This window comes from Nocardia sp. NBC_01009, from assembly GCF_045208035.1.
GTDB lineage: Bacteria > Actinomycetota > Actinomycetes > Mycobacteriales > Mycobacteriaceae > Nocardia.
In genome coordinates this window covers 3,407,003-3,431,820 of sequence record NZ_CP108695.1, presented here as the reverse complement: position 1 = coordinate 3,431,820, position 24,818 = coordinate 3,407,003, and the positions used below count along the sequence as shown (strand labels likewise).

23 protein-coding genes are annotated in these 24,818 nt (G+C 63.8%); 12 read left to right on the top strand and 11 right to left on the bottom strand.

What is annotated here, in order from left to right:
- Positions 1-84: 84 nt before the first annotated feature.
- Positions 85-2,049, bottom strand: a complete 1,965-nt coding sequence (locus OHA42_RS15335; protein WP_406237733.1) for a hypothetical protein — start codon at positions 2,047-2,049, stop codon at positions 85-87.
- Between the two features lie 393 nt (positions 2,050-2,442).
- Here OHA42_RS15335 and OHA42_RS15330 point away from each other — a divergent pair, with 393 nt between their 5' ends.
- The gene (locus tag OHA42_RS15330) at positions 2,443-3,186 is read left to right on the top strand and encodes a DUF4191 domain-containing protein (RefSeq protein ID WP_328411261.1); all 744 of its coding nucleotides are present in this window, start codon (positions 2,443-2,445) and stop codon (positions 3,184-3,186) included.
- A gap of 73 nt (positions 3,187-3,259) precedes the next feature.
- Here the strand turns inward: OHA42_RS15330 and OHA42_RS15325 are convergent, their stop codons facing one another.
- Entirely contained in the window at positions 3,260-3,640 is a 381-nt protein-coding gene (locus tag OHA42_RS15325; RefSeq protein ID WP_406237731.1) for a YrdB family protein, read from the bottom strand.
- Between the two features lie 140 nt (positions 3,641-3,780).
- Positions 3,781-4,236, bottom strand: a complete 456-nt coding sequence (locus OHA42_RS15320; RefSeq protein WP_406237730.1) for an RDD family protein — start codon at positions 4,234-4,236, stop codon at positions 3,781-3,783.
- A gap of 251 nt (positions 4,237-4,487) precedes the next feature.
- Between OHA42_RS15320 and glnA the strand changes: the two genes are divergently transcribed.
- Entirely contained in the window at positions 4,488-5,924 is a 1,437-nt protein-coding gene (gene glnA, locus OHA42_RS15315) for a type I glutamate--ammonia ligase (RefSeq protein WP_406237728.1), read from the top strand.
- 21 nt (positions 5,925-5,945) lie between these two features.
- Here glnA and OHA42_RS15310 read toward each other — a convergent pair whose 3' ends face one another.
- The 5 genes from OHA42_RS15310 to OHA42_RS15290 form a co-directional block, all read right to left on the bottom strand.
- The gene (locus OHA42_RS15310) at positions 5,946-6,992 is read right to left on the bottom strand and encodes a tyrosine-type recombinase/integrase (protein ID WP_406237726.1); all 1,047 of its coding nucleotides are present in this window, start codon (positions 6,990-6,992) and stop codon (positions 5,946-5,948) included.
- 131 nt (positions 6,993-7,123) lie between these two features.
- A complete protein-coding gene (locus OHA42_RS15305) occupies positions 7,124-7,333 on the bottom strand; it encodes a helix-turn-helix transcriptional regulator (protein WP_406237724.1) in 210 nt (69 codons plus the stop codon).
- A gap of 14 nt (positions 7,334-7,347) precedes the next feature.
- Positions 7,348-9,057: a replication initiator gene (locus OHA42_RS15300; protein ID WP_406237723.1), complete on the bottom strand. Its 1,710-nt coding sequence runs from the start codon at positions 9,055-9,057 to the stop codon at positions 7,348-7,350.
- Positions 9,054-9,425: a hypothetical protein gene (locus tag OHA42_RS15295; RefSeq protein ID WP_406237722.1), complete on the bottom strand. Its 372-nt coding sequence runs from the start codon at positions 9,423-9,425 to the stop codon at positions 9,054-9,056. The genes OHA42_RS15300 and OHA42_RS15295 overlap by 4 nt, the downstream gene beginning before the upstream one ends.
- The gene (locus tag OHA42_RS15290) at positions 9,425-9,694 is read right to left on the bottom strand and encodes a hypothetical protein (protein ID WP_406237720.1); all 270 of its coding nucleotides are present in this window, start codon (positions 9,692-9,694) and stop codon (positions 9,425-9,427) included. The genes OHA42_RS15295 and OHA42_RS15290 overlap by 1 nt, the downstream gene beginning before the upstream one ends.
- A gap of 345 nt (positions 9,695-10,039) precedes the next feature.
- On the opposite strand from OHA42_RS15290, the gene OHA42_RS15285 reads away from it, so the two are divergent.
- Together OHA42_RS15285 and OHA42_RS15280 are read left to right on the top strand one after the other, a co-directional pair.
- On the top strand, positions 10,040-10,777 hold the full coding sequence (locus OHA42_RS15285; protein ID WP_406237718.1) for a GntR family transcriptional regulator: 738 nt from the start codon (positions 10,040-10,042) through the stop codon (positions 10,775-10,777).
- A 1,699-nt stretch (positions 10,778-12,476) separates the two neighbouring features.
- The gene (locus OHA42_RS15280; protein WP_406237716.1) at positions 12,477-13,805 is read left to right on the top strand and encodes a pentapeptide repeat-containing protein; all 1,329 of its coding nucleotides are present in this window, start codon (positions 12,477-12,479) and stop codon (positions 13,803-13,805) included.
- A gap of 1,062 nt (positions 13,806-14,867) precedes the next feature.
- On the opposite strand, the gene OHA42_RS15275 is transcribed toward OHA42_RS15280, so the two are convergent.
- A complete protein-coding gene (locus OHA42_RS15275) occupies positions 14,868-15,614 on the bottom strand; it encodes a TauD/TfdA family dioxygenase (protein ID WP_406237714.1) in 747 nt (248 codons plus the stop codon).
- Between the two features lie 97 nt (positions 15,615-15,711).
- Here OHA42_RS15275 and OHA42_RS15270 point away from each other — a divergent pair, with 97 nt between their 5' ends.
- From OHA42_RS15270 to OHA42_RS15260, 3 genes are all read left to right on the top strand, one after another.
- Positions 15,712-16,140 carry an NUDIX domain-containing protein gene (locus tag OHA42_RS15270; RefSeq protein ID WP_406237712.1) on the top strand — a complete coding sequence of 143 codons (429 nt, stop codon included), beginning with the start codon at positions 15,712-15,714 and terminating at the stop codon, positions 16,138-16,140.
- A 9-nt stretch (positions 16,141-16,149) separates the two neighbouring features.
- Positions 16,150-17,418: a helix-turn-helix domain-containing protein gene (locus OHA42_RS15265; RefSeq protein ID WP_406237710.1), complete on the top strand. Its 1,269-nt coding sequence runs from the start codon at positions 16,150-16,152 to the stop codon at positions 17,416-17,418.
- A 463-nt stretch (positions 17,419-17,881) separates the two neighbouring features.
- Positions 17,882-18,769: a tyrosine-protein phosphatase gene (locus OHA42_RS15260; protein WP_406237708.1), complete on the top strand. Its 888-nt coding sequence runs from the start codon at positions 17,882-17,884 to the stop codon at positions 18,767-18,769.
- A gap of 219 nt (positions 18,770-18,988) precedes the next feature.
- On the opposite strand, the gene OHA42_RS15255 is transcribed toward OHA42_RS15260, so the two are convergent.
- Positions 18,989-19,450: a DoxX family protein gene (locus tag OHA42_RS15255; RefSeq protein WP_406237706.1), complete on the bottom strand. Its 462-nt coding sequence runs from the start codon at positions 19,448-19,450 to the stop codon at positions 18,989-18,991.
- 110 nt (positions 19,451-19,560) lie between these two features.
- Positions 19,561-20,403 carry a sigma-70 family RNA polymerase sigma factor gene (locus OHA42_RS15250; protein WP_406237704.1) on the bottom strand — a complete coding sequence of 281 codons (843 nt, stop codon included), beginning with the start codon at positions 20,401-20,403 and terminating at the stop codon, positions 19,561-19,563.
- 89 nt (positions 20,404-20,492) lie between these two features.
- Between OHA42_RS15250 and OHA42_RS15245 the strand changes: the two genes are divergently transcribed.
- The 5 genes from OHA42_RS15245 to OHA42_RS15225 all read left to right on the top strand — a co-directional run bounded on the left by OHA42_RS15245 (position 20,493) and on the right by OHA42_RS15225 (position 24,809).
- Positions 20,493-20,834: a VOC family protein gene (locus OHA42_RS15245; RefSeq protein ID WP_406237703.1), complete on the top strand. Its 342-nt coding sequence runs from the start codon at positions 20,493-20,495 to the stop codon at positions 20,832-20,834.
- Between the two features lie 65 nt (positions 20,835-20,899).
- Positions 20,900-21,091, top strand: a complete 192-nt coding sequence (locus OHA42_RS15240; RefSeq protein WP_406237702.1) for a hypothetical protein — start codon at positions 20,900-20,902, stop codon at positions 21,089-21,091.
- An 18-nt stretch (positions 21,092-21,109) separates the two neighbouring features.
- The gene (locus tag OHA42_RS15235) at positions 21,110-22,564 is read left to right on the top strand and encodes a CocE/NonD family hydrolase (protein ID WP_406237701.1); all 1,455 of its coding nucleotides are present in this window, start codon (positions 21,110-21,112) and stop codon (positions 22,562-22,564) included.
- Positions 22,561-23,961, top strand: a complete 1,401-nt coding sequence (locus tag OHA42_RS15230) for a M20/M25/M40 family metallo-hydrolase (RefSeq protein ID WP_406237699.1) — start codon at positions 22,561-22,563, stop codon at positions 23,959-23,961. The genes OHA42_RS15235 and OHA42_RS15230 overlap by 4 nt, the downstream gene beginning before the upstream one ends.
- The gene (locus OHA42_RS15225; protein ID WP_406237698.1) at positions 23,958-24,809 is read left to right on the top strand and encodes an alpha/beta hydrolase; all 852 of its coding nucleotides are present in this window, start codon (positions 23,958-23,960) and stop codon (positions 24,807-24,809) included. The genes OHA42_RS15230 and OHA42_RS15225 overlap by 4 nt, the downstream gene beginning before the upstream one ends.
- Positions 24,810-24,818 lie beyond the last annotated feature (9 nt).

Here is a 24,818-nt window from a genome sequence, read left to right as displayed (position 1 = left end):
AATCAGCCGATCTCCAACGACGGGCCACCAGCAGGCTCGATGGCCCGACCGAGCATGGCCACGATGCCCTCCGGCGCGGCAGCGTCAGCATTCTGGTGGGTACGGAAGGCACAGCGGCGGCATGAGCATAGGTGCTGGTTCCGCCGTTTCGACAGGTCCGGGTGGTACGGCGGCGGCCTCGGTGGTCAGTGTGGGCTGGGGCGGCACTACTGCGTCCTGGTGCGACGACGAGCAAGCGGCGGCCAGGAACCACAGCGCGACAAAGGCGCCCACGATGACAGCCACCGCCGCCAGCTGCTGCGGAAGATGCCGGTTGACCGGCACAGGGCCGGTCGTCTGGGCTGGAAAAAGCTGACGGATGGACAGCGTAGGTCGAGTCGTCTGAGCTGGAAAAAGCTGACGGATGGACAGCGTAGGTCGAAGCGATGGCATGCGGAGCCGACGTTCGTTGACGACCGGCTTGGTTCGGCCCGGCAACAGCCTCGGTACGGTTTCTGACGGTAACCAGTTCTCGGCGGGTGGCTGCGCGCTGACGGGGCGCGACAGCATGTCGTCATAGTCCTCGTCGTAGTCGTCGTAGTCGTAGCTATCGGCATCGGCATCGGCATCGGCATCGGCATCGGCATCGGCATCGGCATCGATCCACGACGACCATTGGCCGGTGAAGGACGACTCCGGACCGTCGGATTCCGGCGGCTCCACATCACCCGCATCGACTTCGGTCTCGTACTGCCAGTCCCGGTATGGTGCCGGGGTTCGGTACGACTGTGCCGGATCCGCATCGAGATCGTGGATGGTCGACGACACGTGATGATCTGCACGGAAAGTGCTCGCCGACGGCGGCTCGACCTCGGAATCGGGCACGATCAACGGCGACTGACCATCCAGAAACGACGATCTCCCTGACGGCTCCATCTCGGTGTCAGGTGTGATCCATGGCGGCGGGACCACGGCGGGCGCCCCTCGTTGCTGCCCGCTCGAGTCCGGAGCACGTCGCCCCTCCACGGTCGACCACGCGCCGGGTGCTTCTGTGACGAGTTGCGTGTCGGTGCGGCTTGCGGCGGTAGCACTCGCGCCGGAATGCGACATCAACGCCGCCCCGTCGGATACATCGTCTGTCCGGCGATGATCCACCTGGGCGGACAGGGCGCGGCGCGGGCTCTGATCATCCAGTGGTCGCACCGGAGGCCCGAACCGCGTTACCTGTTCCGACTCGTCCGGTCGCACCCGCAGGAGGGCCGCCGCCTGCGGCGACTCCGATTGGTCCGAGGCAGGCACCGGTTGATCTTCGTCCGGTGGGTAGTCGAGTTCGGCCGAGCGCACCGAGCCGGATGGGGCCGCAGCTACTGCGGGCAGCGGCGAGGTCGGCGAGTGATCCAGATCGGTCGGGCACGGCGGCCCGCTCGAACCCGCATGCGGGCGTGTCTGCGACGGAAAGCCCTCCGCGACCAGGTCTTCGCGGGTGACCAGATCGGACATGTGCAAGTCACCGAGCAACGTGTGCACGTCCTCGGCGGACCAGATCAGCCGTCGGTTCGCGGTGCGGATGAACCAGGCACGCAGCTGACCGGGAGTCGACCCCAGCACCACCGGGAATTCGTCGTGCGGCGATTCGACATTCGACGTGATCCCCGCTTCCGCGGGCGGCACCACGACCATCAGCCCGTCGACATGGGCGTCGACATGGCGCTCACGAACCAGTTCTTTCAGCCTGAAGACAGCATTCGTCATCTGATCGAACAGGCTGCTGTCGTCAGGCACCTGGATCTGATCACCCTCGAACCTGGGCTGTCGCCCATCGGCCCACACCGGCAAGCCACCGGTGGCGGCCACCGGAACGGCCGCTTTCGCTCCGATCACGACCACTGCCTGCGGCGTGATCACCACCAGGTCGGTTTCTGTCACATGGTCCGCGCGGCCAGGCCCTGGGATAGAACACCCAGGAATCGCCAGTCCCACAATGATGCGATGCCCGGTCCAGGTCCGCATCCAGTCGAGCACTCGCTGCTCGGATCCCGGTATCGCCGCTCGCTCGTTGATGACCCGCATCGATGGCCACCCTTCATCGCGTCCACGCTATCGACCGCTCAAAGATATTCGATGCGAGGACCAGTTGGAAATTCGAAAGGCACTGCAAGAGCAGGGCATTGGCGGCACAAGGGCGGTCATAGGCCAGCGCGTCGGACGAATTCGATCACTCGCCTGCCCGTCGCCGTTCAGGCACGGATCTGGAACGACCTTCGTGCGACGCATTCGAACCTGCTGAACTGTTCGCCCGATAGTGAAGGCGCTATGCGTCGCCGTACCGCACGGGCAAGGCCAGGTGGTCCAGCCTGTGTGATCGCGATCATCTCGTATCCGCGAGCCGGCTGCATCGCGATCACTCGAACCACGCCCGTCCCGCCGCCGACCGGGCTATACGCAGCCACTATCCTGAGAGACATGGCAGTAGGCAAGGGCGGCACCCCGTCGAAGGAAGCGAAGGCCGCGGCGAAAGCGGCGCGCAAGCAGCAGTCGAAAGAACGCCGCCAGCAGTTGTGGCAGGCGTTCCAGATGCAGCGCAAGGAAGACAAGCTGCTGCTGCCCTTGATGATCGGCGCCGTGGTCGGCATCACGGCCGTATTCGTGGTGGTCGGCCTGATCTTCGGATTGCAGTGGTTCCTGCTGCCGCTCGGCCTGCTGCTCGGTGTGCTCGTGGCGTTCATCATCTTCGGGCGGCGCGTACAGAAGAACGTCTACGCCAAGGCCGAGGGCCAGGCGGGCGCCGGGGCGTGGGTGCTGGAGAACCTGCAGGGCAAGTGGCGGGTCAGCAACGGCATCGCCGCGACCACCCAGCTGGACGCCGTGCACCGGGTGATCGGCCTGCCCGGGGTGATCCTGATCGGCGAGGGTTCCCCGCAGCGGTTGAAATCGCTGATTGCGCAGGAGAAGAAGCGCACCGCGCGACTCATCGGCGACACCCCGATCTACGACATCATCATCGGTAACGACGAGGGCCAGGTATCGCTGAAGGAGCTGCAGCGCCACCTCACCAAGCTGCCCCGCAATATCGACGTCAAGCGCATGGACCTCATCGAGGGCAGGCTCAGCGCCCTCAACGCGCGCAGCGGCCCGGCTCTGCCGAAGGGCCCGATGCCCGCGGGGGCCAAGATGCGCGGCGTGCAGCGCAGCATCCGCAGGCGCTGACCCAGCGCGGTAAGAATTTCGAAAGGCCCGCGTCCCGGGAATCGGGACGCGGGCCTTCGGTTGTTCGGTGCCGTTACACCGACTCTTCCCTGGTGAGCAGCCAGGTGATCCGGTCGTAGGCGAGCAGGTGATAGACCACGAGCGCCGCCCCCGACACCAGTGCCCACCGCGGCAGCCCCGCGGCCCACAGGAGGGCGGCTCCCCCGAACAGCACGGCAAGCTCGACCGCGAGGCGAACCGGACCGGCCACCGCGACCGGCGCCGCACCGCTTCGGCTCGGGTCGCCGGGAACGGCGAATGTGCCCCACACCGCGGCGGCCACGATCGGCAGCGCCACCACCATGATGAACCGCCAGGGCGATTCGAAGGCCCGCCAGCCGTACACCCCGAAGGAAGCGATTGCGGTGAGTTCGAGAAGTAAGCGAACGGCGAGCAACGCCGGATTCAATGACACCCGCGGAGCCTACCGACGCGGGGTTGCCATTGCCCGGCCGTTTTCGGACATCTGCAGTCCACAGCGAATGATGCAGCATCTCGATCGCCTCGCGGTCGGAAGGTCTCGACCCTGCGTATGGGCCGTAACGTGACGCCGCGTCAGCGGGCGCGGGCGACCGCGGTCCCGGTGGCGCGGTCGTGCATGCCACGACCGTCGGCGTCGGTGAACAGCGCGGGCACCACGAACACCAGCAGCGCCTGCCGAGCCAGCGCACGCACGAAACCGACACCTACCGGCGCATCGACTCGGATCACCCGCAGCCGAAGGAAGTACTGCCCCGGTGTGTAACCGAACAACGTGACCGCACCCACACCGATCACGAACCAGATCAGCAGGGTGAGGCTGGAGGCCGAGCCACCGCGCACGATCAACAGCGAGATCCCGACCGCGATCATCCAGTCCACGAACAGCGCGGCGATCCGACGTCCCATGCCGGGCAACGACCCCGGACCCGACTGCGGCAGACCGAGGTACTGACCGGGGAACTCAGGAGTTGCCGGGTCATCCGGGTCCGTCGGAGGTCCCGAGAGCCATGATCCGGTGCTGCGTGCCATACCCCCACAATAAGCACGCCCAACCGGCCGGTCGGCACCGCATAAGGGGAGTTCAGGTCGGCGCGTGCCCCCGCCGATGGCAGGATTACCATGCTGTTCGAGCCCGGGTGGTCAGCGCCACCCGACCAGCCGCACGTGTAACACTGGCGAAACACAGCCTTGACTGCCGGGAAACACCGCATCCATAGCGTCTGGTCGCGACGAACCCATGCAATCGACACGGGCTGGGAACCGATCCGTAAGGAGTACAAGTGACGTTCAGCACGGCCGACGAGGTCATCAAATTCCTCGCTGACGAGGAAGTCGAGTATGTCGACATCCGCTTCAGCGATCTTCCTGGTGTACAGCAGCACTTCTCGATCCCCGCGAAGGCGTTCACCACCGACCTCGCAGAGGAAGGGCTCGCGTTCGACGGCTCCTCCGTCCGTGGCTTCCAGTCGATCGACGAGTCGGACATGCTCCTACTCCCCGACTTCAGCACCGCGCGACTGGACCCGTTCCGCGCCGCGAAGACCCTGAACCTCAACTTCTTCGTGCACGACCCGTTCACCCGCGAGGCCTACAGCCGCGACCCGCGCAACATCGCGCGCAAGGCCGAGGAGTACCTGCGTTCGACCGGTATCGCCGACACCGCCTACTTCGGCGCCGAGGCGGAGTTCTACATCTTCGACTCGGTCCGCTACGAGTCGGGGATGAACGGCGCGTTCTACGAGATCGACTCGATCTCGGGTTCGTGGAACACCGGCGCGGAGTTCAATCCGGACGGCACCCGCAACCGCGGTTACAAGGTTCGCAACAAGGGCGGTTACTTCCCGGTCGCCCCGTACGACCACTACGTCGACCTGCGCGACAAGATCTCGACCAACCTGCAGGAAGCGGGCTTCGAGCTGGAGCGCGGCCACCACGAGGTCGGCACCGCCGGTCAGGCCGAGATCAACTACAAGTTCGGCACCCTGCTTTCGGCCGCCGACGACCTGCAGCTGTTCAAGTACATCGTGAAGAACACCGCATGGCAGGAAGGCAAGACCGTCACCTTCATGCCGAAGCCGCTCTTCGGTGACAACGGCTCGGGCATGCACGTGCACCAGTCGCTGTGGAAGGACGGCAAGCCGCTGTTCCACGACGAGGCCGGTTACGCGGGTCTGTCGGATCTGGCGCGTCACTACATCGGGGGCATCCTGCACCATGCCCCGTCGCTGCTGGCGTTCACCAACCCGACCGTGAACTCCTACCACCGTCTGGTTCCCGGCTACGAGGCCCCCATCAACCTGGTGTACTCGCAGCGCAACCGCTCGGCTGCCGTGCGCATCCCGGTCACCGGCAACAACCCGAAGGCCAAGCGCATCGAGTTCCGCGCGCCGGACTCCTCGGGCAACCCGTACCTGGCCTTCGCCGCCATGATGATGGCGGGCCTGGACGGCATCAAGCGCAAGCTCGAGCCGATGGCCCCGGTCGACAAGGACCTCTACGAGCTCCCGCCGGAGGAGGCCAAGAACATCCCCCAGGCCCCCACCAACCTGGCGTCGGTCATCGACAAGCTCGAGCAGGACCACGACTACCTCACCGAAGGCAACGTCTTCACCGAGGACCTGATCGAGACCTGGATCTCCATCAAGCGCGAGCAGGAAATCGCCCCGGTGAACCTCCGCCCGCACCCGTACGAGTTCGAGCTCTACTTCGACGTGTAGCCCTGACCTGCATGAATGGGCCTACTTGGCCCGTTTCGTACGCAGTTCATACGCAGTAGACGGCATCGAGTCCACCCGTTCCGTGATCACAGACGCGATCACGCGGCGGGTGGACTCGTCCGTATCCGGCCACAGATGCCCGTACGTGTCGAGAGTCGTCTTCGCCGTCGCGTGCCGCATTCTGGCCTGAACCACCTTGATGTTCGCCCCGTTCGCAATCAGCAGCGACGCCAGGTAGTGACGCAAGTCCTGAAACCCGAACTCCTCAGGAAGGCCGACGACATCCCCGCGCACCGCCCGGAGCGCACGATCGATCTGCCAGGGCGGGACCGACTTGCCGTCGTCATCGATGAGTACACGCTCCCCCGGACGTTGCTGAACAGCTGACGACAGCAAAAGAGCGAGTTCACGCGGTATCGGGATAGGAGCTTCGGAGCCATCCGTCTTCAGCTCCCTGGCGGGCCACTGTTGTTTCGGGTGGACGACACCCCGCACGAAATCAACATCCAGCACCCGCAGTCCGCACGCTTCGGAGATGCGGAGTCCAGCGAAAGCCCCGAGCAGGATCGCGGGCCGCAAATGCGCTGGCATCAGGTCATGCAGCGCCCAAACCTGCTCGGTGGTAGCGCAATAGACCTTCTGCTTGCCCATCGGCGGAGTCGTCCGTTTCGAGCACGGATTCCGCGCCAGGATGCCGTCCAGCACAGCATCACTGAGGATCTGAGACAGCCGACCGTGCAACGCGTAGATATAGCTGGGCTCGTGACCGCGAGCCTTGAGCTTGGCCGTCCACGTCTTGATTGCGGACGGCCGGATGGCTGCCAGCTGCACAGCACCGAACTCCGCGTTGATCTGGGCAATGTGGACGCGGGCCTGGCGCACAGTTCCGTCCCGGTTGTTGGCGTAGCCGCGGAGCCACTCCTCACACCATTCCGAAACCGTGCGCCGCATGTCCTTCGGCGCAACGTGCGTGCCCTGCACCAGCGAGGACATCTGACCATTCAGCCATGTCTTTGCATCAGTCTTGCGGGCGAAGGTCTTCGAATGCTCCTGACCGGTGTCATCCACATACCTCGCACGCCAACGCTTCCACTTGCCATGGATCGCGGAAGGCACTCGCTGCATCGAGCCATCCGGTAGACGTTTCTCCTTGGTCCAAAGGTCTTCGATACCGGAGCGGCGATTACGTCGAGTAGCCACTATGCCGCTGCCGGGTTGCTACCGGTGGCCTGCTCCTGTTCAGCGATCCAGGCCAGCACGACGGACTTACGCCATACCCGCCGACGCGGACCCAGCTTGAACGATTCTGGGCCACGGCCGACGTGCGCCCACCATCGCCAAGTCGCCTCCGGAATGCCGGTCAGGTCCTCGCACTGCTTAGCCCGGAGGAACACGTCATTCTCGATCATCGCTGGATACCTTCCTATGCTGCTTGCTGAACAGTCGAAAACGCTTGTGACACAATGGCTCCCCTGGCATCGCCTGGTGGCCCCTGGGTCATGGCGAGGCGGGCATTGGTGTACTCGGCGCGGTCGTTGATCCGTGCAGCGACCAACGCCATGACCAGATGCGAACGAGGCGGCGCGTCCTTGTCGCCAGGCCCGACAGGGGTGATCCGCAGGTGCGAGGTATCCGGCTTGACGATGCCGACGCGGGCGAGCTCGGCGCGCACGAAGTCGAGGCGATCAGCCTTGTGATCGGGAATCGTTTTGCCTGACCACTTGTCCGAGCTCAAGCACCGTTGACCGGGCAGGCCCAAGGAGTCACGGCGGTGGGCTTTGCCTTTGCACTTGCCTGGTTGGGTCTTCTCGTTGGCGCCCTTGGGGACGATGCCGTAGCGCAGCCATACCGCGCATGTCTTCGAACACGGGGTGTGCTGCAGCTCCGCGTGCAACCGGTCGTAGTGCACCGCGGTACGCACGACATCGGTGTCGAGGACTTCCCCGATGGACTTGGTCAGGTACTTCGTCAGATACCGAACCTTGGTGTCCATCTCCTCCGAGCCCCCGAGGATCTGCACCGCCTTGGACTGACCACCGAACTTCATGGTGTGGGCCGGTTCGAGATCGTCCACGGTGTCCATCACCGCCAGGGCGTCATCCCAGTACGTCAGCGGCTTGTGGGTGCGCGGGTCCACGAAAGTGCCGGCGGTGTAGTCCCACTGCGGCATGTTCGCCTCGGTGTAGACCGGGGTGTCGAAGTGCGGCCACCAAATGTTGACGTAAGTCGCCGCGGTGACCTGATACAGCAGCTGCGAGGGGATCGAACCCCGGATAGCGATATGCAGGTGTGGGGCACCGCGTTTCTGCGGTTCCACAGTCGCGAAGTACTGGACGTTCCAGCCGATCGCGCGGCGTAGGTTCTCGATCCACTTGGAGAACAGCTTTGCCATGTGGATCGTGTCGCGGGCCTGGCGGGTGTAGTCGTAGGACTCGGGGTCGCGCGGGGAACCATCAGAGACCATCTTGCCGGTCTCGGGATCGCGGACACGGTTGATCGCCCCGTAGGAATCCAGGGTGATGGTGAAGAACGTCGAGGGCCGATACTTGCCGTTCGCGTAGGCGGCACCCACGGTCAGCGCCTTGTTGACCTTCTTGCGTGGCAGGTCCGGCAGGTCGTCACGGCGACGGGTCGATTTGGCTTTGCGGCGGGGCTTCTCGTCTAAGGCTGGGAGACGGCCACGTACGCCGAGTTCACGCAGCTCGACATCGAGGTCGGCCACCAGAGCTTTGATCGCATCCGCGAGTTCGTGATCACCGTCACGGCGAGCGTCGTGATAATCGGCGAAAAGGATTGCGCGCCCGCCCAATACATCCTGCTGCGCTTGGGTCGGTTCGGTCTTGGTGTCGACGGGTTCATGTTCGGCACACCAGCCTTCGCGCAGCTGGGTCATGCGCAGGTAGCGGTTGGCTTTGGCACACGCCGGGCACGTCGAGGCCACTGTGGACTTGCAGGGGGCGCCGACGTAGGAGGTACGAGAGGTGATCGGATCGAACGCCCGCATGGGCACGACACGAGCGCACACACCTTCTTTCTCGGCGGCTGATTCGGCGATGTCGTTGATGTCGGGCATCGCGCGTCGGTCGGCGGCTGTTTCCCGGTTGGGGGCGATTCCGATGATCGGTGCGGTCATGCTGCGAGTTCCATGGCGTCGAGGTCGACCGGTTCCACGATGACCGGCGTCGAGGTGAACACGAGCCCGTCAGTTGCCGGGATCAGTCCGGCCACCATCGCGGCGAGGTCGGTCGCCTGCCAAAGGTTCGCGTCGTAGGTCTCGCTGTATGCCCCGCCAATCAGGCCGAGTTCCCGCCAGCGGCAGCACAATTCGCTGAACTCACACGAGGACAGTTCCGAGACTTCCTCGAACGCGATGGACATACGGTTCGGTCGGTCGAGTAGCCAGCACAGCAACCAGCGCTCACGGAACGGCAGAGCATCCAGGCCCAGCAGGAGCAGGCGTGCGTGGTCTTCCTCGGAGACCTGTCCGTTGTAGGTGCGCATCAGTACTGCACCCCGTAGGCCGCCCACTGCGCAGCAGCATCATTCGGATTCGCTTTCGCGATCGCACCGAGTTCGGGAGTCTTCGGCGTCAACGGCGGGTACTTGTAGGGCTCGACAGCCGGGCCGCGAGGGACCAGGCCGGAGGCACCGTTACGGGGCTCATCAGCCGGACGGGCCGGGCAGGTGACGACGAACGAGAGCAGGTCGATCACCTCGGCATCGGGGCCATCCGCCTCGATCAGGCCACCCACGCACTCGCAGCGGGTCATCGTTTCGCGGTCCGAGTATTCCGACCCCTGGCAGATGGTGCACAGCGTCCAACTGCTCGCAGCGTGGAGGGCGATGCAACGAGCGTCGGTGCACCCCAGGGCGATGCAGTACATGCACCAACCAGCGAAGTTGAGCCGCGACGGTCGAAGCCCATCCGAACCCACCCGATTCCGAACCTGCATGATGACCTCCGCTTTTCGACCCTCAAAGTTCCGTGTTCGTATACTAGCACGCGATTACGTTTGCGAGCTAGTACACGATGGGAAATCGTTGGTAGAGACGGAATATCCGCAGGTGATAGACTTGCATGTCAGCTAGCACGCTAACGCCAGGAGGTTGTTTAGATGTCGCCGACACTGGATCGGCCCGCGCCTGCATACCTGCAAATCGCCGCCCACTTCCGAGAACTGATCAAGAAGGGCGAACTGGCCGAAGGCGCCAAATTGCCCTCCGTCGCAGAGGTTGCACAAGGCTGGCAAGTAGCTTCGGCTACCGCAGCCAAGGCACTCACCCAGCTTCGAACCGAAGGCTACGTTCGCAGCACCAACCAGGGCACTTTCGTGTCTATCGCACACAAGCAGACCACCGGCCCCGATCGGTTGCAGATGCTCCGCGCGACTGGAAACGGCTACCGTTCTGGCGAATCCGTCGAGGTTGTCAGCTCCGAGTTGACCAGCGCTGCCTCCGATATCGCGGAGCCCCTTGGGATCCCCGAAGGCTCGTCCGTCGTCCGCCGTCGTCGCATCTATCGCGATGATCTTGGAATCGTCACGGTGTCGACATCCTGGCTGCCTGGCGAGTTCGCCAAGTCCGCACCTGAACTGTTGTCGACCGATCCGCTACCGAAGATGACCTTCGGCCTGGTCGAAGATCGGACTGGGCGGCGGGCTGTCATTCGCCGTGACATGGTGGCTCTCCGTCCAGCCCCGGCTGACATTGCGGAAAGCCTTGGCGTTGAGGTTGATTCGGAATGCTTGACGATGGCGAACCTCTACTGGGATCAGAACGGTGATCCCACGGAGTACGCCATCGATTTCCTTGGCCCAGGGCGTGAGCTCAGCGCGGAGTACTCGCTCGACTGATAGCCAGCGCCCAGGAATGCAATCCGGCTGGGACCCGATCGCCATCTACGGTCGAGGTCTCGGCCGTTTTTGTGTGCACAGCTACGCAGGCGAGCACGCATCGCCACCTCACGTACGCGAGTTGTTGCTGAATTTCGCTATATAGAGTCAAGAGCGCCTGCGGCGGCGCGTGCGCGCCGCCGCCGCGCTACGGTCCTACGCTCTGTCCCGCCGCCGGACCGGCGCGTCGGCGGCACCCACGCGCTAACGGCAGAAGCCGGACTCCTGAATGCTCAGACAGCATCGACCCGAGGGCATTGACGGGTCACGAGGGACCGGCAGTCAGAATTGCCGAACGGTTCACGAACCCGACTCGGCCGGCGTTGTTCCCGATCGACGGCCACCAGCACACCGACTCTCATACGGTGCTGCCGCACGAGCTTCGCTCGCTTGCCTCATAAGACCAGCCTGCCGAACCCGCGTCGGCGGGCACCGAGCCGTCACCGGTCAGCCGAAAAGGCCGGCCTTTTGCTCGATCACCAAGCCGCTCACCAGGTGCGAGTGAATTGCTGAACGGAATCCGCGGACAGGGTGACTGGCTATGGTTGCGTAGATCCCTGCCTCCTCATGGCCCGATTGTCTGACCTCACTCGGACGAGTCAAGGGAAAGAGCGCCCTTGACACGCCCTCCCTCCGCTCAGAGATGGCCAGTATGAGGAAGCAGGGGAAGGGAAGTCACCCGGACATGACGAAGTCGCGGAGCATCACACCCCGCGACTTCATACGCAGCTCATACGCAGCGGCCCCATCGAGAGCCAACATCGGCCAACGCTACGACGGAAAAACCCCAGCTCACAGCCACCGAACCCAACGACCACCAACGACGCAAACGCCCAGTTTCTAGTCCGAGCTCTACTTCGACGTGTAAGCCTGACCTGCACGGATGCGGCTAATTCCCGCGTTCGGTCCGCAGTAGACGGAATCGAGTCCATCCGCTCGGTGATCACATTCGCGATCACCTCGCGGGTGGACTCGTCCGTATCCGGCCAGAGATACCCGTAGGTGTCGAGAGTGGTCGCGGCGTACGAATGTCGCATGCGACTTGCACCACTGTGATGTTGGCGCCGTACGCGATGAGCACTCTCTTTGTGGTTCCTTTCTTCGCATCCTCTCCTCTTGATCTCTTGTTCTTTGTGTTTGGCGTTGTCCCTCTTTCCGTCCGGTCCCCACTCTCTATGAACAGCGAAGCCATAGAAAGCGGGGACCGGGCAGGAAGAGAGACGGCGGAACCTACCCAGCTCAGACCCTATTCTCTACTGAGGGTGCCGGGACCATGACAGGACTAATGAGGTCCCGTAATAGTCCCGGCACTCGCGAGCAGAAGGCCCGCCAGTCGTGCAACCTGGCGGGCCTTCTATCATGAGGGTGCTTATTCACGGGCGGGCGAAGTTGCGTCGCCATTCAATGAGCCCAGCGAGCACCTTCGGCTAAGTCCGTTCGGAGCCAACGACGCCTAGAGGGACGGCAACAAACACCGTGCTAGCCAGACCTATTTCTGGGCCAATTTGATCCACTTCCGAATCCGGGTCACGTCCGGATCCGGTGTTCGAGCCGACGCCTATAAACCCAGGAATGGGCCCACGACAGAAACCAACTGGTCGCAATTATTAGTGTCTTCGGTTTCCCCGCGGCCGTACGTGAATCCCGACAGAATGGCACAGTGCTGTCGTTGATTGGGAAGTCCGCAGGTCGCATCCGCTTGCCTATACGAAGACTGCCGCTACTGCCTGCAGTCTGCGCGGCGGTGGCTGGCGGCCTTGTTATCGCCGTGCTGGCCGTGTGGACCCTCAGTGGGTTAATCCAGACAAGCACCAAGGCTGCCGACCCAATCGACATCACCAAGCTCGGACTCGCTATCGCCGGTGGCGTCGGTGGTGCGGTCGCTCTCGTTGTCGCCTACCGACGACAACGAGATATAGAACAAGGACGCTTCGTTGAACGGTTTGGCGCCGCGGCTGCGCAGCTCGGGGCAAGCCAGGTCGCCGTCCGGATTGCTGGCGTATACGCCATGGCTGGCGTCGCCGATGAATCAACAGGCCTACACCGTCAGCAATGTATTGATGTCTTGTGCGGCTACCTGCGTTTGCCCTACTCTCCGGAACTCGGGGAAAACCATCAGACCAAGTCCATCCTGAAACGCACTTCCGCAGATACGAATGAGCCGGAAGTCGAGGAGCACTTCGAGTATCTACAGAACGACAAGCAAGTTCGTAGCGCTATCGTCCGAGTTATCGCCGATCACCTTCGAAGTGATGAGCATAACTGGTCAGCGAATGACTTCGACTTCTGGAAAGCCCACCTTGTAGATGCAGATTTCAGCAACTCGAAATTTGCAGGGAATGTTAGGTTTGGATATTCAACGTTTGTTGGATACGCCAATTTCACCGCAGCCATATTTACGAGCCCAGCAGCGCTAATCCATGCGAGATTCCTAGGCAACGCCAGTTTCGAAGATGCCTCCTTTGGCGATGTAGTGGCTTTCGATGACTCAAACTTCGATGGCTATACAACCTTCGAAAGAGCACGCTTTCGAGGACGGACAACGTTCTTTGAGGTGAAATTCTCCTCACATGCAATATTCGATAATTCTTCGTTCTCCGAAGACGTTTCGTTCGAAGGGGCAAAATTCTCAGAAGTTATCCGATTTGTTAAGTCGAGATTCTCCCGACGAGCCATTTTCGGAGAAGCACTCTTCTCTGCATCGGTTTTTCATAAATCCGCCAACTTCAGTCATGCAGCATTCCTCGGTGCAACTTTCTTCAACAAGGTTACTTTTTCTGGACAGACCAATTTTCAGTGTGCAGAATTTGCGGCGCCAACGACATTTGAGAACGTCGACTTCGGTTCAGAAACTATTGCGTTCGACGAACCCCAACGGTGGGGACCTCCTCCGCCACAGTTCGATTGGGACCAGGATCTATCGCTCAAACCGGAGAACGTGACCCCCGTCCGCTGGCCACCTGCACAGGCCCCAGATCCGACTACCTGAGGATAAGAGCGGTCATTCACCGGATTTGGGAGTGTTAGGCCTCCAAGTCCAGTGGCGCACGGTTCATAACAGCGGACGATGGCCGGAGGCCGGCAGTACCAAATACGACCCGGGCGGGTACGCAGAAGTACGCAGCAGCCCCGCTTCGACCTAACTTCCTCCAACATCACCACCACGAAATCCGCTGGTCAGATAGCTTCACCAACGTCGTCAATGCGCGCAAACGACCAGGTATTAATCCGAGCTCCACTTCGACGTGTAGGCCTGACCTGCGCGAACGCGGCTGAACACTGCGTTCGGTACGCAGTAGACGGAATCGAGTCCATCCGCTCGGCGATCACATTCGCGATCACCAGGCAAGTGGACTCGTCCGTGTCCGGCCATAGGTGCCCGTACGTCAACACGTCGGTTTGATGCGGTTCTTCCTCTTCCCATAATTCGACCCACGGCAGTATCGGAAGATTAGTCGTCCCATTGGCATCGATGATGGCGATGGGACGCCTACGTATCTGAGCGGACTCGATGTCCTCCTAATTGGCCGTATCATCGCTCTCAGGCCTGCGATCCTGTCGCCCGTCGAACATTGGTCTCTCGTCTCTTCTCACGGCCTCTGGGTGCGCCGCCCTGTACCGGGCGATCACGCCGTCTATTTCGGCTTGCTGGCGGGGTAAGCCGGGCTCTGCTCGCAGCTCTGCCGCAATCCGCGTCATAGTCTCCAGGTCGGCGCGGCTCGCTTCCCGCAGGATCGACTCGACCCGTGCGAACTCCGCCGGTTCGAGTCGGCCGCGCCATGGGAGCCGACCGAGTGGCCCGTTCATGACCGCACACCCGATTGTGAGGTGCGGTGTACCACGCCGGCTGCTTCCAATGTCGACAGCGCGGCTTGCTTCTGCCTGCACTGCACAGACTCGCTATGCAGGTGAATCTGCGACAGCCGATGTGCCTCTTCGACACTGAGAGGTCCTGGGACGAAGCCGCAGTGGTCGTAGTGCGGGTAGGCGTTCGGGTCGTCGGAACCGTTCTCGAATTGCACGGCGATGCGAACCGTGTCGAAGTCGACGTTCATCCAGGAACCACCGCCGACATGTCCGGCCTCGCGAACCCGGACGGAATCGCGAACTCGGGGTGTGGCTCCAAGCTCAGCCGGTACATGACGCGATCACCGGTGAACGCGGTCCGGCCATGGAGCCAACGATGGTTGTGCAACACGTACCCTTGTCCGGGCTCGAGAGCGAAGTGGGTGGTGTGTCGTTTGATCGCGGCAGTTAGCACGGGCAAGAAGCGCATGATCTCCGGCGAGTACTTGACCAGTCCGTCATTGCGGTATCGGACCCGTATCCGGCCTCCCTGGACATGCTCGAAGATGGAGCCCAGATATCCTGCAGCGCCACCGAAAAGTGCTGTGCGGGGCATCGTTAGCGCGTGTGCGGATTCCGGGTCGTTCGTCGCGAGATCGATGTATACGCCGCGTCCGTCGATCGCGACGCACTCACCGCCCGAACTGCTTTTGCGCCCGCACACCACAAGGAGGAGCGCGGGTGGTTCTGTCACCCCCGAGCGGTCGGTGTGTGGTGCGAGGGCACTTGTGCCGAATCCCTCGTAACCGATCTTTTTTGCGAGTCCTCCCCGGTCTTGAAGCGTTGTCACGCCGTCGTCGTCGCTGTCGCGGTGTGCAACGATGCGACCCAGCGACGCCCCGAGCGTGACGAGCTGGGCTCGGGTGCTAATCCTGTCGAAGCGGGCGAACCCGTCAGCAGCGAGCCTTGCCGCCACCCCTGCCGCCCAATCCTGCTGCAAGTCAACCAACATGGGACAACCGTGCGCTGTGGGTCGCTGGTGCGTCCACTGACAGACTGTCAACCTCAACCATCCGCCTTTAGGCGATGGCCGGTGCTAGCGTCGCGATATGACTGCCTCCGGTTACGTGCCGCACATGTACTCGATATCAGTTAAAGGCGTGGTTGTTCGTGACGGTCGGGTATTGCTGCTGAAGAACGAGCGGGAAGAGTGGGAGTTGCCGGGCGGCAGAATCGAAACCGACGAGACGCCCGAAGAATGTGTAGCTCGCGAGATCACCGAAGAGACGCAGTGGCCGGTTACCACGGGGCCGATTCTCGACTCATGGGTCTACTACATCAACAAGGTCGAGAAGCATGTATTCATCGTGACGTACGGCTGCTACCCGGACACCGACGCCGATCCAGTTTTGTCGCACGAGCACAAAGAGGTCGGGTTGTTTCGTGAGAACGAGATAGCTGGGTTGAACATGCCAGACGGCTACAAGCGATCCGTCATGACTTGGTTCGCTCAACTCCGGGCAGCGGAGAACGTCTAAAGGAACAGGATGAGCGGCGGCAGGTGTCAGGCGTGCGGCGTCATCATCAGCCGCTATGCGAGCGAGACCGTGTGTCCCACCTGTGCCGCGAACACCAGTGCCACGAGCCGGATCGTCGTCCGCGCCGCCCCCATCGCGTCCGCCATTTGGTTATGGGCCGCACCCGAGGCAGCGACCGCGATGGCGACCCGCGACCTACCGACGATCCTCCGCGCCTACCGCCGCATCAACGGGCTCAACCAAGTCGCGTTGGCCGAGCTACTCGGCTACGACAAGTCATACGTGTCGATGCTCGAAACCGGCCGCCGCGCCATCACGGACTTGGCTTCCCGCCGACACATCGCGGCGCGGTTGGGGCTGCCCTCCCATATACTCGGTGTGACCGGCACAGACGACGCGGAATACCGAGCCATGCTCCAATTCGGCGACAGTACAGTGCGACTCGCTGAGATCGCCCGCAAATCCGGCCACGCCGTCGAGGCCGTCAACGAGTTGTGGCCCCTGGTCGCTCGGCTGGAAGCCATGGCAGTAGAGGGGCGTATGGAACGAGACAGCCTCATCCTGCTCGCACAAGCTCGGGTTGCACTCGGCGTCTCGCTCGGGACGGTCCTGCCCGAAGAACGCCTATCATCGGCCGCCCGCTGGACCGGCCAGGCGGTCAAGGTGGCCGCTCACCTTGATGACCCAGCGTTCTACGCTCACACGCTCCGTATGCACGGCAACGAGTTGCGTAAAGCCGGCCACGTCGGCGCGGCAGTCGCCCGTCTGGAGCAGTCATTAGAGCTGTCGATGGAACCCGCAGACCAAGGCTCGACGCTTGCGTTCCTCTGCCGTGCGACCGGTGAACTTGGGGACAGTGAACAATTCGATTCCGCCCTGCGTCAGTATCGGGGACTGCTAGAGCTGAACACGGGCAGCGGCTTGCTGTTTCAGCCGTTCACTTTGCGCGAAATTGAACTCCGCGGATTGCTTGGTACCGGTCGCATCGTCGACGCTGGTCGACTCGTAAACCTCACAGTAGGAACCCCTCCCGCACCGCAGTGGCGCATCATCGAACGAGTGACGACAGGCGAAGCCCTGGCCGCGATCAGTGAACCCAGAGCGGCCGCCGAAGCGTTCGCGGAAGCCGTCGTGGCGGCAGAGCAGCACCGTCTACCTCATCAGATTCAGCGGACTATCCGAGCGGCGATCAAGACAGGCATGCGTGAATTGGCCGCCGAAGCCGAAGCAGCATTGCAACGAACCCGCTGGCTACTAGCACCGCACCGCAGCCCGTAGGCCACATGTCTCTTCGGGGACGCTCGGCCTCTTCCAAGAGGGGACCGAGTGACGCGATCCCGCACCGCCTGTCACGGACAACCAACCCTGAAATGCCGTAACCGCACAGAGCCACCGCCTGTACCGTGGGACAGATCTTCACATCCTGGGCTACTGGTCAGTGATTGCTATGCGCGCGATCGAAGTAGCCGGCGGGCTGCTGCGTCGACGACACACCAAGACGAAGCCGGCCGCCATCCTGCCCACACAGCAGCATTCACCGGGCCGGAAGTCCGGTCGAAATCGTCAGAGGTGGAGCAACTTCCGCGTTCATACGCCGAATCTACACGGGACAGGATGAATCCCGTTGAATGGAACTGGAATCCTGTTGAGCAGGAGGCGAATCCCGGTGAGCGGAGCAGTCGCGGCGAAAACGGAGGGAACGCCTGCAGACACCTCGGCCGCGGTTCTACTGTCCCGCGCCATGAAGATTTCTATTGTTTCTTTCATTACAGCTGCCCTCGCGACATTCGCGCTGACCGCGACCAGTTCGCCGCCTACCGCGATTGCCGATCCCACCGTCGAGGCGGCGGCGCGGATCGAGTTGCAGGGGGCGGTGAATGTTCGGGACATCGGCGGATATCGCACCTATGACGGAGCGAAGGTCAAGTCCGGCAAGGCTATTCGAGCCGATTCATTGGACAAGCTAACCGCTGCGGATGTACAGAAGCTGGGCAGTCTGAACCTGAAGGCGGCCATCGATCTGCGGACGCCCGCGGAGGTCCAGTTCTCGGGGCCCGACAAGCTGCCCGCAGGTGTGCAACAGGTCTCGCGGCCGATCGATGACACCGGGCTGTTCCAGCAGATGCTGCAGGCGATTCAGTCTCGCGATCCGCAGCGGCAGGAGGAATTGCTCGGCAACGGGCGGGCCGAGGAGATCATGGCGGGGGTTTACCGGAGTTTCTTCAACACCGACTCGCTGGCTGAATTCGGGCAGACGATCAAGGATCTCGCGGCAACCGACAAGGCCACGCTCTATCACTGCACCGCGGGCAAGGATCGAACCGGCTGGGTGACCTACGTGGTCCTGCGGGCGGTCGGCGTGCCGGAACAGACTGCGCGCCAGGATTATTTGCTGTCGAATCAGTTCCGGGCCGCGGCCGACGCGAAGCTGCGCGAGGACGTGAAACGAGCAGGTCTGATGCAGAACCCCGATCTGCTGATTCCGTTGCAGGAAGTCCGTGCCGCCTATCTGGAAACGGCGGTCGACAAACTGGAAGCGGATTATGGAGACTTCGGGAAGTTCCTGACCCAGGGGCTCGGCCTCGACGGCGGGACCATCCTGCAACTGCGCAAGAACCTCGTCGGCTGATATTCATGAAATTCGTTCGGGTCCATCCGTTTCGGCGGATGGACCCGAACGACTGTGTCAGCGTTTTGCGATCGGACCGAGCGCGGTGAGATCGAGAGCACCCAGCGCCTCGGTCCACCCATGGCACGCAATTCCACCGCCTGCCACCGACCGGGCACAAGAGAATGGCCCGCTGTTCTACCGAACGGCGGGCCATTTTCGCGCGTGGACGCGCTCTTGTTACGCGACCGCGGGCATCCGTCCGGTCGCCACTGCCCGCGCGCCCTTTGCCTGCGGCTCGGCAACCCGTCCGAATCCACGGAAGACCGGCACCGCGAGCTTGCGACTCGCGGGCCGCAGCCCCCACGACGCCACTGCGCACAACGCGAAGAAGCCGGTGTAGAACAGATGGTTCGCGCCGGAGCCGTGCGCAATGTGCGAGGCGAACGCTCCGGTCAGATCGAAGAATGTGCCCGCGTACGCCCATTCCTTCACCAGCGGGAATCGCGGCGCGGCAATTGTCAAGGCACCGAGCACTTTCCACACACCCAGAATGGTCATGACGTAGGTCGGGTACCCCAGTTCGGTCATGCCGCTCGCGGTGTCGGCGCGGTGCACCAGGTCGGCGACACCGCCCGACACCAGAATGAAGACCGTCACCGCGGTCGTGGTCCAATATCCGATCGATCGTGCATTGCTCATGACGGCTCTCCTCGCCTCGTTCCTCCGGCGCGAGTGGGTGCTGCGCCGTCACACCCCTGACCGTTCGCACGGCCCAGATGTGACAGCGCAGGTCACAGCCGAGTCCAGCCCTACTGGACTTCGAGTTCCATCAGTCCGAGCGTCTCCGCATCGGCCAGCAGGTCGATCGCGACGATCCGGCCGTTGGACACGGTGAAGTCGAAGACCACCCGCGGTGTCCCGCCCACGGCCCACACCGCGCCCGCTCGGCCGTCGATGAGCGCCAGCCGCGCCGCCTTGGCCCGGCCGGAGAAGGTTTCGGCCACCGCGCCCGCACCGAGCGCCCCCACCGCACCCGTCGCCATGGCGGCGGCATCCACGCGCAGCACCACATCCGGGTCGAGCAGTGTCAGCAACCTCTCGAACTCGCCGCTGCGCGACGCCGCCAGAAACGCGTCGACAACCTCACGCTGCCGATCGCGGTCGGCAGCCGCCCGCGCACCCTGGACCCGCCGCCGCGCCCGGCTCGCCAATTGCCGTGCCGCCGCCGGAGTCTTGCCGACCATCGGGGCGATCTCATCGAACGGGACGGCGAACATGTCGTGCAGGACGAAGGACAACCGCTCCGGGGGTGCCAGAGTGTCGAGCACCACCAGCAGCGCGAGTCCGATCGAATCACCGAGCACCGCTTGCTGTTCCGGCCCGTCGGCGGACGGCAGCGGCTCGAGGTCGTCGAGTGGCTCCTCGCGCCGCGTCTTGCGGGACTGGAGCATGTTCAGACAGACCCGCGCCACCACGGTGGTCAGCCAGCCACCCAGATTGTCGATCTCGTCGGCGTCCGAACGACTCAGCCGCAGCCACGCTTCCTGGAGCGCGTCGTCGGCTTCGCTTCCGGAGCCGAGCATCCGGTACGCCACCGCGAGCAGGTGCGTCCGATGCTCTTCGAAGCGCTCGGCAAGGAAATTCTCGTCCATGTCACATTCTCCCGATTCGGTCGGTCAAGTAGACGAACCGGAGCGAACACCGGGGAAATCCGCTGGCAAGCGAACACAAGGAGTCGATCATGACCGCAGGACTGCAGACCATCGTGTACCCCGTCACCGACCTCGTCAAGGCGAAGAGCTTGTTCAATGCGCTGTTCGGCGCGGAGCCGATCGCCGACACTCCGTACTACGTCGGCTACCGCGTGGCAGGCCAGGACATCGGCCTCGACCCGAACGGCGCGCAGAAGGGCATGACGGGACCGATCGGCTACTGGCACGTCGAGGACATCCACAAGCACCTCGCGGCCCTGGTCGAGGCGGGCGCCGAGGCGGGGCAGGAGCCCACGGACGTAGGGGGCGGGAAGCTGATCGCCACGGTCACCGATGCCGACGGCAATGTCCTCGGCCTGCTGCAGCCGTGACCGGGTGACCGACACCCCGCTTCCAGGGGCTGGACAGCCGCCCGGGAGCGGTCGATAGTGCTCAGGTGAATGTGGGTGCTGCGTTGTCGCGGGTATTGGTCGGGGTACTGCTGCTACTCGGGGTGGTGGCACCGGTGTCGGCCGCCGATCCGGCCGGGTTGCCGTTCACGTGGTCACAGAGCTATATCACCGCGCCGGACGGCACCCGATTGCACGCGGACATCATGCGCCCGCGCGGGATCTCGGAGGACACGTGAACTCCGGTGGTGCTCACCGTGAGCCCGTATCGTTCGCACCTGGCCTATCTGAGCATCCCGCACCTGGCGGACGGTCCCTCGATCGACTTCCTCCCCGTCGACATGTTCCTGCGGGCCGGCTACACCTACGTGATCGTCGATCTGCGCGGGTTCGGCGGGTCGTCGGGATGCCCGGATTACGGTGGGCCGGGGGAACGTTCGGATGTCACCAGCGCGGTGGAGTGGGCGGCGAGCCAGCCGTGGTCTACCGGCAAGGTCGGCATGGTCGGCGTTTCCTATGAGGGGTGGACCGCGATGATGGGTCTTGCCGGCAAGCCGAAGGGCCTTGCCGCGGTGGGCTCGTTCGCGTCTGCGGTCGATCCGTACACCTACCTGTACATGCAGGGCGTGTCGTGGAAGTTCAGCGGTAAGCCGGTCATCGACAGAGGCATCCGCCCGGCCGACCAGGTGGGCCTGGAACACCTGCTCATCGCCTCCACTCCGGGTCGGTGGGACGACTCCCCCGAATATCAAGCCAACGCCGTGCAGATGTCGCCGCAGTGCTACGCGCAGTACGCCGCGAACACCGCCGACCACAATGTGAACTCCGAGTTCTGGCGCGACCGCAATCTGGTCGACAAGTTGCGCGGTAACACGATTCCGCTATTTCTCGCCCAAGGGTTCCTCGACTACAACACCCGGGCCTACCGCGTGTTCGATGTGTGGGATGCGCTCGGCCCCGGCGAGCACCGGGCCTGGTTCGACCAGTGGAGTCACAGCGATTGCCACGAGAAGTGTGGCACCCCGAATTTCGACGCCGAACTGCTCGCGTTCTTCGACAGGCATGTCGCGGGCCGGGACGTAGAGGTGCCGGGTCCGCGCGTCAGGGTCGGTCAGTACGACGGGGGTTGGCGCTCGGAATCCGCGTGGCCGCCGAAGGACATGCGACGGGTCTCGGTCGATCTGCGGCCCGGCGTCTACACCGACCGCGGCATTATTCCCGGGCCCGATCGAGAGATCTGGTCGGTCTCCGAACCGCTCGCCCAGGACCAGCACCTGGCCGGCGCGCCGACGGCGTCGTTGCGGCTGGTCGGTCCGCCGACGGCCACTGTCACGGTCGAGCTGTACGACATTGCCCCGGACGGGCGCGCCACCATCATCACCCGCGGCATCGCTCCGGTGTCAGAGACCGCCGAGGTCAGGATGTTGGCCCAGGATTGGCCGCTGTCCGCGGACCACCGAATCGGGGCGATGATCACCGATGTCATCGACGATGTGTGGTCGCACACCCCGGCGAACACCGCGGTCACCGTGACGGCGACCCGGCTCGACCTGCCGCTGCTCGGTGCGCCCCGCCAACCCGACCTGACGGGCGGGGTCAGCGATGCCCTGGTCAAATGGCGCGCCGAGAAGACGATCACGCTCGACCCCGGTCTGTTGAACAATGCAACGGTGCCCATGAATCTGCCGCCGTACGAGACCGGTGATCGATGACCGGAGATGCCGCGTTTATCAACCCGACCGCGGTCGATGCGCTGGTCGCCGAGCGATTGGCGCAAGCACTGCGCTGCGTGACGGTGTCCGCTGAAGAATCCGCCGCCGACGACCCGGAGTTCACCCGACTGGGCGAGCATCTGGAGCGATCCTTCCCGCTCGTGCACGACGAACTCGAGCTGGAGCGGTTCGGCCACAGCAGGCTCTACCGGTGGGCGGGTACGGCACCGGACACCGTGGCGGCGATCCTGCTCGCCCACCAGGACGTGGTGCCCGTCGACGACCCGGCGCGCTGGACTCATCCACCGTTCGCGGGCGTTGTCGACGACGAGTTCATCTGGGGCCGCGGCGCCATCGACGACAAGAGCCGCCTGATGGCCATCCTGGAGGCCGTCGAAGCCGCGCTCGCGGCGGGCATCCGGCCCGAACACACCGTATATCTGGCCTTCGGGCACGACGAGGAGGTGTTCGGCGACCAGGGCGCGGTGCGGATGGCGCAGCGGCTGCGTGACGCGGGTGTGCGCGCGGACCTGCTGCTCGACGAGGGCGGCGTGATCACCGATGGCGTTGCCGACGGCGTGGATCGTCCGGTCGCCTCGATCATGTTGGGCGAGAAGGGCTATGCCACCATCCGGTTGTCGGTGTCGGAGGTGGGCGGGCATTCGTCCATGCCGGGCCGCCAGACCGCGGTCGGCCGCATCGCCCGCGCGGTGAGCCGCGTCCAGGACCATCCGATGCCGTTGCGCCTGATTCCGTTGGTGTCCGACATGCTGGCCAGGCTGCGGCATGTCATGCCCGATTCCCGACGCCGCCTGCTCGGCCTCGCCGGACTGGCCACGCCGTTGATCACCCGGGTGATGGCGGCGACGCCGCAGACCGAGGCGCTGGTGCGCACCACCACCGCGCCCACGGTGATCAGCGGCGGCGTGAAGGCCAATGTGCTGCCGCAACAGGCCGAGGCCCTGGTGAATTTCCGTATCCTGCCTGGTGATTCGGTCGCGTCGGTGCTCGAACACTGCCGGAAGGTGGTGCGTGACGCGGGGGTCCGCATCGATCTGGTCGGCATGACCTCGGAGCCGACCAGGTCTGCCCGGCCCGGCGCGGGGTTCGAGCTGATTGCCCGACTGGCCGAGGACGTGGTGCCTGGCATCGCGGTGACCACCGGCATCGTCCCCGGCGCCACCGACGCCAGGCACTACAACGATCTCGCCACCGCGCGCTGTAATTTCGCGCCCATTGTGCTGACCAAGGCCGACCTCGCGACGATCCATGGAACCGACGAACGTATCTCCCTGGTGAACTACGCTCGGCTCATCGAGTTCAATCGGCGGCTGATCGACCATTTCGCACACGTGTCGACCACCGCGCCGCCGCAGACGTCAGGAGCCGACGTATGACATCCGACAGCCTCGAGTCCGCCACCGGTGAATTCGAAGGACGCGGCAGCCGGGTCGCGTGGCGCGCGTGGTTGCCCGATACCGTCGCGCAGGCCGTGATCGTGCTCGTGCACGGGGTCGCCGAACACTCCGGCCGCTACGCACATGTCGGAAAGCGGCTCGCGGCCTCCGGTTTCGCCGTCTACGCGCTCGACCACATCGGGCACGGAAAGTCCGCGGGCAGCAATGCGAACATCGGCTCGATGGACGGCTCCGCCGACAATGTCGCCTTCATGCTCGACCTCGCCGGGCGCGAGCATCCCGACGTACCGCGCTTCGTGATCGGCCATTCGATGGGCAGCCTCATCGTGCTGCACCTGGCCACCCGCGCACCGATCGACGTCGCGGGCATCGTGCTGTCGGCGCCACCGCTGGACATCCCGATCGGCAATCCGCTGCAGCGCCTGCTCGCACCGGTGTTGTCCCGGCTGACGCCGAATCTCGGTGTGCTGAAGCTGGATTCGTCGATGATCAGCCGTGACCCCGAGGTGATCCGGGCCTATGACAATGATCCGCTGGTATTCCGAGGCAAACTCCCCGCCCGCACCGGCACCGAGATCCTGACCACGACGACCCTGGTCAAGGGGCGGTTGAACAAGCTCACCGTGCCGCTGCTCGTGCTGCACGGCACCGCGGACACCATCGCCGCGCCGTCCAGCTCCACCCTCATCGAGGAAGGCGCGGGTTCGAAGGATCTCACGGTGATCCGCTATGACGGGCTGTATCACGAAATCTTCAACGAGCCCGAGCAGGACAAGGTGCTCGGCGATGTCGTGGACTGGCTGGAAGCGCACGTTACCGGGAAGTAGGATCCGACT